Annotated in this window: 9 protein-coding genes; 4 read left to right on the top strand and 5 right to left on the bottom strand. The window is 57.4% G+C overall.

The window, feature by feature from the left end; translation table 11 throughout:
- Positions 1 to 3,150, bottom strand: coding sequence for an efflux RND transporter permease subunit (locus tag AC07VY_RS08805; RefSeq protein ID WP_495096948.1), 3,150 nt, complete (start codon positions 3,148 to 3,150; stop codon positions 1 to 3).
- Positions 3,151 to 3,167: 17 nt separating this feature from the next.
- Positions 3,168 to 4,364 (bottom strand): efflux RND transporter periplasmic adaptor subunit, encoded by a 1,197-nt coding sequence (locus AC07VY_RS08800; RefSeq protein WP_495096949.1) that lies wholly within the window; start codon positions 4,362 to 4,364, stop codon positions 3,168 to 3,170.
- A 143-nt stretch (positions 4,365 to 4,507) separates the two neighbouring features.
- On the opposite strand from AC07VY_RS08800, the gene AC07VY_RS08795 reads away from it, so the two are divergent.
- Complete coding sequence (locus AC07VY_RS08795; RefSeq protein ID WP_495096950.1) at positions 4,508 to 5,116, top strand: TetR/AcrR family transcriptional regulator; 609 nt, start codon at positions 4,508 to 4,510, stop codon at positions 5,114 to 5,116.
- Between the two features lie 89 nt (positions 5,117 to 5,205).
- Here AC07VY_RS08795 and AC07VY_RS08790 read toward each other — a convergent pair whose 3' ends face one another.
- The 3 genes from AC07VY_RS08790 to AC07VY_RS08780 all read right to left on the bottom strand — a co-directional run bounded on the left by AC07VY_RS08790 (position 5,206) and on the right by AC07VY_RS08780 (position 8,879).
- Positions 5,206 to 7,410, bottom strand: coding sequence for an ATP-binding response regulator (locus AC07VY_RS08790; RefSeq protein ID WP_495096951.1), 2,205 nt, complete (start codon positions 7,408 to 7,410; stop codon positions 5,206 to 5,208).
- Positions 7,411 to 7,412: 2 nt separating this feature from the next.
- A complete protein-coding gene (locus AC07VY_RS08785) occupies positions 7,413 to 8,153 on the bottom strand; it encodes a response regulator (protein ID WP_495096952.1) in 741 nt (246 codons plus the stop codon).
- A 252-nt stretch (positions 8,154 to 8,405) separates the two neighbouring features.
- The gene (locus AC07VY_RS08780; RefSeq protein WP_495096953.1) at positions 8,406 to 8,879 is read right to left on the bottom strand and encodes a PsiF family protein; all 474 of its coding nucleotides are present in this window, start codon (positions 8,877 to 8,879) and stop codon (positions 8,406 to 8,408) included.
- A gap of 253 nt (positions 8,880 to 9,132) precedes the next feature.
- Between AC07VY_RS08780 and AC07VY_RS08775 the strand changes: the two genes are divergently transcribed.
- Genes AC07VY_RS08775 through AC07VY_RS08765 form a run of 3 tightly spaced genes read left to right on the top strand, consistent with a single transcriptional unit; the run spans position 9,133 to position 11,909 of the window.
- Positions 9,133 to 9,630: a hypothetical protein gene (locus AC07VY_RS08775; protein ID WP_495096954.1), complete on the top strand. Its 498-nt coding sequence runs from the start codon at positions 9,133 to 9,135 to the stop codon at positions 9,628 to 9,630.
- 36 nt (positions 9,631 to 9,666) lie between these two features.
- Positions 9,667 to 10,827, top strand: a complete 1,161-nt coding sequence (locus AC07VY_RS08770; protein WP_495096955.1) for a hypothetical protein — start codon at positions 9,667 to 9,669, stop codon at positions 10,825 to 10,827.
- Positions 10,809 to 11,909 (top strand): zinc metalloprotease, encoded by a 1,101-nt coding sequence (locus AC07VY_RS08765; RefSeq protein ID WP_495096956.1) that lies wholly within the window; start codon positions 10,809 to 10,811, stop codon positions 11,907 to 11,909. Before AC07VY_RS08770 ends, AC07VY_RS08765 begins: the two co-directional genes overlap by 19 nt.
- The last annotated feature ends 71 nt before the right edge of the window (positions 11,910 to 11,980 follow it).

The following is an 11,980-nucleotide window of genomic DNA, read 5'->3' as shown; positions in this document are numbered from 1 at the left end:
TCAAACACCTTCGGTAACGGTAGTGGCATGCGGTTCCGGCGTTGCCGGCTTGGCCTTGAACAGGCCACACACCAAAACAAAGAACAGCGGCACAAAGAAGATGGCCAGGATGGTGCCGGACAGCATGCCGCCGATCACAGCCGTGCCCAGGGCATGTTGTGCGCCTGAACCGGCTCCGCTACCCAGCACCAGGGGCAACACGCCCAGAATGAAGGCCAGCGAGGTCATCAAAATGGGGCGCAAACGCATGTGTGCGGCTTGCAAGGCCGACTCCATCAGGCTCTTGCCTTGCTCGTGCAGTTCTTTGGCGAACTCCACGATCAGAATGGCGTTCTTCGATGCCAAGCCGATGGTGGTCAGCAGACCCACCTGGAAGTACACGTCGTTCATTTTCCAGGTCAGGATGGCGCCCAGCAGCGTGCCGAAGACGCCCAGCGGCACTACCAGCAGTACCGAGAAGGGGATGGCCCAGCTCTCGTACAGTGCGGCCAGGCACAGGAACACGATCAAGATGGACAGCGCGTACAGCATGCCGGTCTGGCCGCTGGATGCTTTCTCCTGCCGCGACAGCCCGGTCCATTCATAGCCTATGCCCGGTGGCAGCTGGGCCACGGCCTGCTCGACGATGGCCAGGGCCTCACCGCTGGACGCGGCGCCTGGCATGGCCATGCCCATGATTTCCACCGAGGGCACACCGTTGTAGCGCTCCAGGCGCGGCGACCCGGAGGTCCAACTGGCCGTGGAAAACGCGGTGAACGGGACCATCGTGCCGGCACTGTTGCGCACCTGCCATTTGTCGATGTCCTCGGGGCGCATGCGGTAGGGTGCGTCGGCTTGCAGCATTACCTTCTTCACGCGGCCCTTGTCGATGAAGTCATTCACATAGCTGCTGCCCCAGGCGGCGGAAAAGGTGTTGTTTACGTCGCTCATGCTCAGACCCAGCGCGCCGACCTTGTGTGGATCGATGTCGAGCCGGAATTCGGGCGTGTCTTCCATGCCATTCGGGCGCACCGCGACCAGTCGCTTGTCCTGGGACAGAATGCCCAGCAATTGGTTGCGGGCTTGCATCAGGGCTGCGTGGCCAAGGTTGGCCCGGTCTTGCAGCATCAGGTCAAAGCCGGTGGCGTTGCCGAGCTCCGATACCGCCGGCGGTGCGAAGGCGAAAACCTTGGCATCGCGGATGGTGGCAAAAAATGCACCCGCCTTGGCGGCGACGCCGTTGACGCTCAGCGCTTCACTGGCGCGCTCGTCCCAGGATTTGAGCCGCACGAAAACCAGGCCCGAGTTTTGGCCGCTGCCTGCGAAGCTGAAGCCCGCGACGGTGAACAGGCCCTGGACCGCATCCTTTTGATCTTCCAGGAAGTGGTGTTCCACCTGTTTCATCACTTCCAGCGTGCGTGATTGCGGGGCGCTGGACGGCAGCTGGACCAGGCCGAACAAGGTGCCTTGGTCTTCGTCAGGCAAGAAACCTACCGGCAGTTTGAGGAAGCCAAATACCACCAGGCCCACGATCACCGCATAGGCGAGCATGTAGCGCCAGCCTTTGCTGATCATGTGCCGCACCACGCCTTGGTAGCGGCGGTTGCTGCGGTCGAAGTTGCGGTTGAACCAGCCAAAGAAGCCCGTGGTGGTCAGCGCATGGCCTTTCTCTACCGGTTTGAGCAGCGTTGCACACAGCGCCGGGGTGAGCACCATTGCGGTGAGCACCGAGAGTGTCATCGCCGACACGATGGTGATAGAGAACTGGCGGTAGATCACGCCGGTGGAGCCGCTGAAAAACGCCATGGGCACAAACACGGCTGCCAGCACCAGGGCGATGCCCACCAGCGCGCCGGTGATCTGCCCCATGGATTTGCGCGTGGCCTCTTTGGGTGACAGGCCTTCTTCGGTCATCACCCGCTCCACGTTTTCCACCACCACGATGGCGTCATCGACCAGCAGGCCGATGGCCAGCACCATGGCGAACATGGTTAGCGTGTTGATGCTGTAGCCGAAGGCGGCCAGCACGCCGAAGGTGCCTAGCAGCACCACTGGTACGGCAATGGTGGGGATCAGCGTGGCACGAAAGTTCTGCAGGAACAGGTACATGACCAGAAACACCAGGGCCACGGCTTCCACCAGCGTACGCACTACCTCTTCGATGGAGATCCGCACAAAGGGTGTGGTGTCGTAGGGCTTCTGGACCTTCATGCCTTGGGGGAAGAATTTTTCCAGCTCCGTCAGCCGCGCGTCGATGCCACGCACCGTGTCCAGCGCATTCGCGCCCGTGGCCAGCTTCAGGGCCAGGCCCGCAGCGGGTTTGCCGTTGTAGCGGGCCGTGACGTTGTAGCTTTCACCACCCAACTCGATACGGGCGACATCGCGCAGCCGCACCTGGGAGCCATCCGACTGCGTGCGCAGCAGGATGTCACCAAATTCATCTACGGTCTTGAGCCGTGTTTGGGCCGTGATGGTGGCGTTCAGCTGTTGGTCGCTCGTGGCTGGCAGGCCACCCAATTGGCCTGCAGATACCTGGGCGTTCTGCGCCTGGATGGCGGTTTTAACGTCCAGCGGCGTCAGGCTGAAGCTGTTCAGCTTGTTGGGGTCCAGCCATACACGCATGGCGTATTGCGCGCCAAACAGGGTGGTGTCGCCCACGCCCTCGACGCGGCTCAGCGGCTCTTGCACATTGGCGCCCACGTAGTCCGACAGGTCGGCTCCATCCATGCTGCCGTCTTCCGACGTGAAGGCCAGGATGTTCAGAAAGTTGCTGGCCGACTTGGTCACCTGCACGCCCTGCTGCTGCACTTCTTGCGGCAGCAACGGCGTGGCCAGGGCCAGCTTGTTCTGTACCTGCACCTGTGCGGTATCGGGGTTGGTGCCGTTCTCAAACGTCAGCGTAATGGTGACCGAGCCGGAGGATTCGCTGGTCGAGGCCATATAGCTCAGCCGGTCCAGGCCCTTCATCTTCTGTTCGATGACCTGGGTGACGCTGTCCTCCAGTGTCTTGGCCGATGCACCGGGGTAGTTGGCGGTAATCGCGACAGCCGGCGGTGCGATGCTGGGGTACTGCGCGATGGGCAGGGTGTTGATCGACAAGATACCTGCCAGCATCACGATGATGGCAAGCACCCAGGCGAAGATGGGGCGGTCAATAAAAAAACGTGCCATGGTGGTCTCTGCTGCTATCAGTTCGAAGCCAATTTGGCGGTGGTGGATGCCGTAGCTGGCGCGCTTGCCGCCTGCTTGGCGACCCAGGGCACGCTCTTCACGGACACACCGGGAGTGACGTGCAACTGACCGTCCACGACCAGTTGGTCGCCGGCCTTCAGGCCGCTGCGCACCAGCCATTGGTCGCCAATGGTGCGGTCGGTTTCCAGCACGCGGCGTTGCAGCTTGTTGTCGCCGCCCACCACGTAGGCAATGGGTTTGCCGGTGCTGTCACGCGACACGGCGGGCTGGGGCACCAACACGCCTTGGTCCAGCGTGCCTTCTTCCAGCACCGCGCGTACATACATGCCGGGCAGCAGTTCGGCGCGTGGGTTGGGGAACACGGCGCGCAGCGTGATGGAGCCGGTGTTCTGGTCCACCGTCACGTCGGAGAACTGCAGCTTGCCTTCGATGGGGTAGCTGCTGCCGTCTTCCAGCACCAGCTTGACCTTGGCGGCGTTGGTGCCGCTTTTTTGCAGATCGCCCCGGGCCATGGCTTGCTTCAGGCGCAGCAGGGAGGCGCTGGGCTGGGTTACGTCCACATAGATCGGGTCCAGCTGCTGCACCGTGGCCAGTGCGGTGGCTTGGCTGGCGGTCACCAGGGCGCCGGCGGTCACGCTGGAGCGGCCGATACGGCCAGAGATGGGGGAGTCCACCCGCGCATAAGCCAGGTTGATGCGGCTGGTTTCCACATTCGCCTTGGCGGCGGCCACATCGGCCTCGCCCTGGGCCAGCGATGCAGCGGCGTCGTCGTAGTCCTGTTGGCTGACGGCCTTGATGGCCACCAGCTCTTTGTAGCGCTCGGCCTTGAGGCGGGTGGTTTGCAGATTGGCCTGGGCCTTGGCCAGGGCGGCCACATTGCTGTCGTAGCTGGCCTTGTAGGTGGCGGGGTCGATCTGGTAGAGCGCCTCGCCGGCCTTCACATCGCTGCCTTCACGGAACTTGCGCTCTTTCACGATGCCGTTCACCTGGGGCCGCACTTCGGCGATCTGGAAGGGCACGGTGCGCCCTGGCAGTTCGGTGGTCAGGGCCAGCTTTTGGGTTTGTACGGTGATGGTGCCGACTTCGGGTGTTGCCAGCGAGGGCGGTGGTCCGCCCATGGGGGGCTTTCCGCAGGCGCTGAGCAGCACGGTGCCGGCCAGGGCCACGGCATGGGGAACAAAGGTAAAGCGCATGGGAAAAACTCCTTGGGATTGCAGGTTTTAATAAAACGGTACTGTACCGTATCGTTTTAATCTTATGTGGGTACAATGAAAATGTCAAAACATGTAAGTAAAGCCCCCGTAAAAAAATAGGGGCATATGGAGACATCTTTCCCATGCGAGTTCTGAGCCCTGCTAAACGTGAAGAAATATTGGCCCTGGCGTCCCAGGTGTTTGCCGAGGTGGGCTATGAGCGGGCCTCCATGGCTGAGATATCGGCCCGGGTGGGCGGCTCCAAGGCCACGCTGTACCGCTATTTCCCGTCCAAGAAGGACCTGTTCCTGGAGGTGGCGAACAATTCCTCGCGCCAGCATTTCGGGGACTCCATCTTGGCGCGCGCGCACAGCCAAGAGGAGGTCGCGCAGCGCTTGTGCGAGGTCGGCCAGGTGGTGCTGCCTTTTTTGCTGTCGTCTGACACGATTGCCCGTGAACGCATGGTGATCGCCGAGTCGGGGCAGTCGGATATCGGGCTGCACTTTTACGCCAATGGCCCCGGCAAGGGGCTGGATGTGATCTCCGAGTTCCTGCAGTACGCCATAGACGATGGCTGGCTGCGGCCGATGGATACACGGGTGGCAGCCGCCCATTTGCTGGCCTTGTGGCCCTCAGAGATCGAACCCCAGCGCCTGTTCGGCGTGCCGGTGGATGGCTCGCCTGAGTTCGCGCAGCAGGCGGTGGCGCGGGCCGTGGATGTGTTCATGCGGGCCTATGCGGCCCAGGTGTGATATTGAGTGTGGTTTTAAATTGATAGCATCTTGCGCAGGCAATTGCTGCGCTGAGAGTCGATTTGATCTAAATTTTTAGATGGGTTGACTTAGCCAGGAAAAAGCAAATCAGACAACGATTCTTTCAAAGCATGGTCTTGCAGTGGTTTGAACAGTACTCTGATGCCGGTTGCGGCCATGCCAGAAATCTTTTCCGGAGAGGTGTCTCCGGTGACCAGCAAGGCGGGAATTTCCAGGTTGAACTCGGCACGGAGTGCTGTGATGACATCAACCCCCGTTTCTGCCCCTCTTAGTCGGTGGTCACAAATGATGGCATCCGGTGGGCGATTGACGGACTCCAACTTCTTTATCATGGCGTCGCCGGACTCCGCCGCTATGACAATGCAGCCCCATTGCTCCAGCAGCATGCGAGTTGCGTCGAGTACCATTTCCTCATCGTCCAAGATCACCACGAAGGCGTTCGTAAGCGAGCGCCCATAGTGGCGCGCGAACCCATGCCGCAAATGTGTACGCCTATCCGTCGCGCTGATCAGCGGCAAATGGAGCGAGAAGCTTGAGCCGTGTCCCAACACGGATCTGAGTTGGATGGGGGAGCTCAGGAGCCGCGCCAAACGCTGCACGATGGCAAGTCCTAAACCCAAACCCTGTGAGCGGTCTCTTTCGGGGTTGTCCACTTGATAAAACTCTTCAAATACCAGAGTCTGTTGTGCTGCCGCAATTCCCGGCCCCGTATCGCAGACTGATAGTTGGAGTTCGGCAGAGCGCTGTCTGCAGGCGACCAGAATTCTTCCATTTTCGGTATAGCGCACTGCATTGCTGACGAGGTTTCTAAGGATGCGCAGCAATATTTCCGGGTCGCTGTAAACTAGTGCTGCGCAAGGTTTGACGGTCAGCACCAAGCCCTTTTGTTCAGCCTGAACCATGAACTCTGATTGAATCATCTCAAGAATCGTTGCAACTGGAAATACTTGAAGATCCGCTTGCATTAGATGTGTGTCGAGCTTGGATATATCTAATAGAGAGCTGAACATATCGTCCATCGACTGCGCGCATTGGCGAATTTGAGCGACCAAATCATTTGCAGCCCGGGACATTGGCAGTGAATTCAGCGTGCCGAGATACAGATTCATGGCATGCATGGGTTGACGCAAATCGTGGCTGGCCGCAGCCAAGAACCGAGTCTTTGCTTGCCCTGCGGCTTCCGCCAATTCCTTCTGGGTTTCCAGATCGGTGGTTTGGCTAGCCAGGCGTGCCAACAACCGATTGAAAGCAGCAGTCAAGTCCCCCACCTCGTCCTGGCTGAGTACAGGCAATGGTTCTAGCGGAATCTCGCCTCGGGCCATGCGGTCCGCATGGCGAGCTACGCGTGCCAAGGGGTACAAAAAATAGCACAAACCAAGGGAGGCAATTGCCAGGTATATGAATGCAATAAAGGGTGCTACTTTATAAACAAAAGTCCGCAGATGGTCGGACGCATTGATAGCGCGCTCCAGTGGACGATGCACCAATACATACCACCCTGTCGAAGGCATGCGGATAAATGCGGTGGTTTCCCTTTGACCTTTTCCATTTACTACAACTCCTGAGCCATCGGCGGCGACCAGCGATTGGCCAAGCACGGGGTTAGTCGCAGTAGAAGGTCGTTGGCCTGTCGTTTGCACGCCATTTGACGAGTCAGAAAAAACCTGCTCGGCCGGAAATATCAGCGCGACATGGTAGCTGGGGCGATCGCCTTCTGCCTTGGTGGAGGGGGACAGCGTGGCAGGCCTGGGCAACGGGAAAACCCCGCGCAGCATCGTGTGGTCAGCACCGACCGAAAACAGCGGCACAGCGATGGCGAGCACGAGTTGATTGCCCATGTAGCCGACTTGGGCGGTGTTTGCCGCATTCGATTTTAAGGCTTGAAACTTCATCGACTCCGATGGATACATCGCCAGTGTGCCCCGGTCGCTTTGTTCGATGGCTATGCCGAGCGGGAAAAGCAAGGCGAGATCCGAGTGTTCATTCAGCCAGCGTTGCGCAATTTTTTTTTGCACGAAATGGCCGGTGGCCACCTGTTGCGCAATACGCTCCAATGTTTGCTGTCTCAATGCCAGGTCATTCTCTATTTGCTGGGCAATTGCCTTTGATGTGTCAATCTGATGGCCAATAGCAGAGAGCTCCAGTTCATCCTGGAAATACGAGGACAGTATGTTGAACTTGAGAAAAGATCCTACAGTCACAACCACAATGCTCGTGGCAATGACGCGCGTGATAACGCTGTGAAAAAAACGGGAAACCTTCCGCCCAAACATACCTATTCAGGCGTTCCTGGCGTGGGCAGGTCTGCAGATTCGATGCATAAGCCCAGACGTCTAGCCGCCAGTACGGCCTGGGTTCTATTGACCACGCCCAGGACCTTGAACAACGCAGACACATGGATCTTGACTGTGATTTCAGCCAGACCTAGGCGCAGGCCAATTTCCTTATTGGAGTGTCCTTGCAACAAAAGCTCCAGCGTTGCAGTTTGGCGTGGTGTCAGTTTTTTAAGGTCCGAATTTTTTGCCGATACCTGCCCCTGGAATGTGATCCATTCCGGCGTGGCAACCTGTCCGCCTAGTACCCGCAGAACAGCTTCCTGCATGGCTTCGGTAGAAACAGCTTTTGACATCACAATCTTGGCACCTGCTCGCAGTGCGGCGGTTGACTGCTGGCGGTCCTCGGATGCCGAAACCACCATGATGGGGACGCCTGGGTGTGAGCGCTGGTAGGCGCGAATTCCCTCCACGCCGTTAATCCCCGGGAGTCCCAGGTCCAGCAAGATGACGCTTATGGTCCGACCTGCGGCGACACGCATTCCGTGTTCGACAGAGGTTGCCGCTAAGACGCAAGATGGATCCATGATGGCCTGCATGAGGCGCACGAGTGCGTCACGGTAAAGCGGATGGTCTTCGACGATAAGTGCTGCTGGGTCCACGGTTGATGCTTGCTTCTCTGTTATGGCTTCAAACGCAGATTGGGCGTTGATGGCTCCTAGGGGCGGCTGGCTGCTGCGCAAAGTCTAGCTGTCCCCATGGCGTTGGTTCCGTCGATCCGGGTGATGCTGCCCGCTTGGGAAAGCTATTCGCGCAGAGAAATTGCTTTATGGGGCCGGGATACATACAACGGATAGGCAATTTCTGGTGCGCTCCATACGCTGGCTATCCTATTCGGCACTGGCCAGCATACCCGAGTTCAGCAGGCGGCCGCACGCGGCTGGAGCGAGGCGCTGACATGCCGCGCCATTGGGTTTGTGTCTACCCAATCTCAATCAATTGCTGGCTGCGGGAGCTGCCGGTGTGGCCGTGGCTGTATCGGTGGTGGTTGCAGCAGTCGTTGTGGCACTGGCACCACCGCTCTTCATGCATGTGGCCATGAACTTCATGCGCTCGGGGCCCGCCTTGTCGCCGGCTTGCTCCTTGCAGGATTGTTGGAGTGTTTTGACCGATGCCATTTTCTCCCGCGCGGTGGCGACTTTGGCGGAGGCGCATTCTTTCATGAAGGCCTTCAGTTCATCTCCTTGTTTGCCCGCTGCGCCTTTGGCGCAAGAGCCCAACTGATCCGCCTGCGCGGCCGGGGCATCGGTTGCATGTGCCAATCCGAAAGACATGCAGAGTCCAATTGCTGCGATAGAGATGATTGCTTTCATGTTTGATCCTTGAAGTTTTGTTACTGAATAGGCTTCTATTTCGTACGTATCGACAGATTTTCTAAAAAAGGAAAAGTACGGAAAAGCGACAAGCATTCAATTTTCATGGAATGCTTTATTGCAATGCTCCGGGCTTTCTATCGATATCGCAGATGTATGGTAAGTCTGCTTCAGGGCATACGGAGGTATGTACTGCGCGGCGAGAGAACGCCACTAAAGTTGCGACCGCCAATGATTAAAACGGTATGGGCCAATCGAATGGTGAATAAGGCGTTCTGTTTCTTCGTCCAAATACCGTTGAAGTCATTGCGTGCAGATAAAAACTTTCAAAACTGTGAGGGTATTACCCATGAAAAACAAGCATCTATATCTCAATGTATATCGCACTGCGGCTAAAACCCGTGCAGCTATGCACCTCTCATCTTTCACTCTTGTTGGGCTGATGTTCGCTGCTCAGAGTGGCGTAGCGCTGGCGGCCACAGGAGATGCTGCTGTGCCGGCTGCACAGGCATTCCCTGCCGCGCTACTTACGCAAATGCAAGGGGTTTATCCGAAGTTGGAAACATGCGCAAAGTTAGTGCTGGAAGCACATGCAAACAAGAGAGGAAATATCCAAACAGGCTTGAAGAATGACCTGCGGTCGCGTTACGCAACATGCCAACGTGCCCGAGAAGAGACGGATCAGCAAATCATTCCTAAATTGGATGCCATTTCTGATGAGGTCGTAGCCGCATTGCCTGAAGAGCAGCAGCGGTTTTTGATGGAGTTCGTGACCGCCCACACCATGTCGGACCATGCTGTATCGGACGTGTCTAGTGATCCGAAACTCACATCGATTCTGAAGTAACTGCTGTTAACCCCATTGATGCAATTTCACCGGCATATGAAAAACTCACTCAACACAATGACCAATATTAAATGCCACCTGCTCCCGTTGGTGCTGGGAATAGGCCTTTTGTCTGTGGCTGATTCGGCATCGGCGAATTGGCTTTCCAAAGCCAAAAAAACCGTTACAGAAGGAACCAAGAAAACATACGAAGATGCAAAGAAGACAGTCGTAGACGCAGGTAATGCAACCGGCGGCGCTGTTGTCGTGGCACAAAAAACGACGGACACGCTTGCTGCAAAACAAATCGTACAGTCCGATACTGAATTGCACGCCGTATTCAAGGGCGCGGAAAAAGGTGGAAATATTGCAGGTGGTGCAATTGTGCATGGTGGAGAGAGAGGTATTGATTCTGCAAAAGGCGAATGGAAACATACAAGCCAGAAGCTGACGAATGGCGTGGCAAAAACGGAAGAGCGCATAAAGAAGGAGTTGGACGACGCAGCGCGTAAGGCACTCATTGCAGCCATGAAGGTTTGGCGCGACAAGATGAAACCCATGACGGCCGGTATCGCCCATTCGACGCAGGATTTTCAGAAGTCGGTCAACGGCAAGGCTGTCATGGAGCGCTTTCAGGCTTCGGTGAAAAGCGGAAAATTCAGCAGCGCCCAGTTGTCCAGCGATCTGGCCCTGTTGCGCAATGGCATGGGCATGGGCTCCAATGGCGAGAATTTCATGCGCCTGCCGCATCTGGCACAAGAGTGGACTATTGGCTTAGGCGTCTACATCGAGGCTGCGGCCAAGATGCCCGATATTGCGATTGATGATGGAATCGTCATTCCCACTGGAATGTTGGCTCTTGGCGCTCAATTCACATTGAATTTTGTTATGGGTACCCAAGGCGGACTGGGTATTTCACTTTGTCAGGGCGGGCTCGCTGGCATCACCTCGGGGGCAGAAGGCAGTGCCGGAATTCTCGTGTCGGCGTCTCCAGGGGCTGTAAAAGATGCGGCTGGCGGATACCTGGGTCTTACGGTAGCAGGTGGAGATGGACTGGGGGGGATAGGAGACCTGACTTGGCCATTTGATGAATCTACCAAGGTGCCTAATATTACACAGCCAATTCCTTCCATTACCCTCGGGGTTGGGGCGGCTGCAGGCGTGGAAGGTGGGTTTACTGGCGGCTATTGTGAGGTGGTTTGGAAAAAACCAAAGTAATGAACGTCGGGGCCTTGCTTCGTTGCGCCGTCATCCGTGCTGTTGCGTTCACCGCTGCAGTCGCTTTGACGGCGTGCTGGAAAGAGGGGCATGCGGATGACCTGTTGCTGCCGGGGCAGGCCCGGTCGTTTGCGTTGAATGACGCAGGTGTGTCGCCGGTGATTAGGGTGGCATCGCCAGCAGGCGCACGCTCCTTGACTATTTGGGTCAAGGGCGACCTGTATTCTGTGTACGCGCTCAGCCAGTTGGAGGTTGATGGTCAAAAATGGATTGATGTCTCCGACCAAGATGCAAGTGCAGGGGTGCGTTCAGCCTACGGCGATGGTGGGTGGGGAGGGGTCTCTGCGGATACCTTGCAAAATGCAAGGCTTGGGTCTTTCACTTTGGTGTATCCGTTTTCGGGCTCTCAAGCCGTGCCGCAGGAGCTGAAGTTCAAGGTCGCGTCTAGTCGCAGCTTGGAGCCTGTTGGAGTGACCGTGGTAGCCGCTGCATCTATCAAAAATCCCGTGCTGCATCTGAGGGTTTTCCGTATGACCGAAGAGGTACAGGCGGATGAAATGAGTGCCGCCGTGACGGTGGCCAATCGGGTTCTTGGGCAGGCTGGCATCCAGCTACAGGTGGATGCCAGCCGTGTTTTGACGGGCACTCCATACTCGCGATTTGATGCGTTGGAACTACCTTGGGCGTCTCCTTTTGGGGACTTTGCCCATCTGGTGGCGTTGGGGCGGTCCGTACTGCCGGGGTCTGGGTTGGCGGTATTTGTTGTCGACCGATTGCCACGCGGCGTACGTGGTGAGAGCCTTGGGTTGCCTGGCCCCCCAGACCCGCAAGACCCTTACTTTGGCGTCGTCGTTCAGGCATCTGACGACGTTGCGACGGGCATTGCAATGGCACATGAAATTTGCCATATCCTGGGTTTGCGGCATCCAGCTGTGCGGTCTGAGCATGGCGCCTATCAGACACAAGTCGGTCTGGGCCAAGCATTGGAAACCGACCAGGACAATTTGATGAACTTTGGCGACCACCTGGTGGCCGAACAGATTTTGACAATACGCCGTAGTCCGCTGTTGGTATCGGAATGATGGCGCGTACCTGCCGCAGCGTGCGTTGTGTATCTCTACCCGGTTTCTGCTGGGTGAAGCCAATTTGAAGG

The sequence above is a fragment of the Rhodoferax sp. GW821-FHT02C08 genome, from assembly GCF_059421805.1.
Note: the sequence above shows the minus strand (reverse complement) of the source record. Positions and strands in the feature narration are given on the sequence as shown.

Bases quoted from the DNA above. Each gene is read 5' to 3' on its own strand.
- AC07VY_RS08805 (WP_495096948.1), bottom strand. From the start codon at position 3,150: ATGGCACGTTTTTTTATTGACCGCCCCATCTTCGCCTGGGTGCTTGCC.
- AC07VY_RS08800 (WP_495096949.1), bottom strand. From the start codon at position 4,364: ATGCGCTTTACCTTTGTTCCCCATGCCGTGGCCCTGGCCGGCACCGTG.
- AC07VY_RS08795 (WP_495096950.1), top strand. From the start codon at position 4,508: ATGCGAGTTCTGAGCCCTGCTAAACGTGAAGAAATATTGGCCCTGGCG.
- AC07VY_RS08790 (WP_495096951.1), bottom strand. From the start codon at position 7,410: ATGTTTGGGCGGAAGGTTTCCCGTTTTTTTCACAGCGTTATCACGCGC.
- AC07VY_RS08780 (WP_495096953.1), bottom strand. From the start codon at position 8,879: ATGCTTGTCGCTTTTCCGTACTTTTCCTTTTTTAGAAAATCTGTCGAT.
- AC07VY_RS08775 (WP_495096954.1), top strand. From the start codon at position 9,133: ATGAAAAACAAGCATCTATATCTCAATGTATATCGCACTGCGGCTAAA.
- AC07VY_RS08770 (WP_495096955.1), top strand. From the start codon at position 9,667: ATGAAAAACTCACTCAACACAATGACCAATATTAAATGCCACCTGCTC.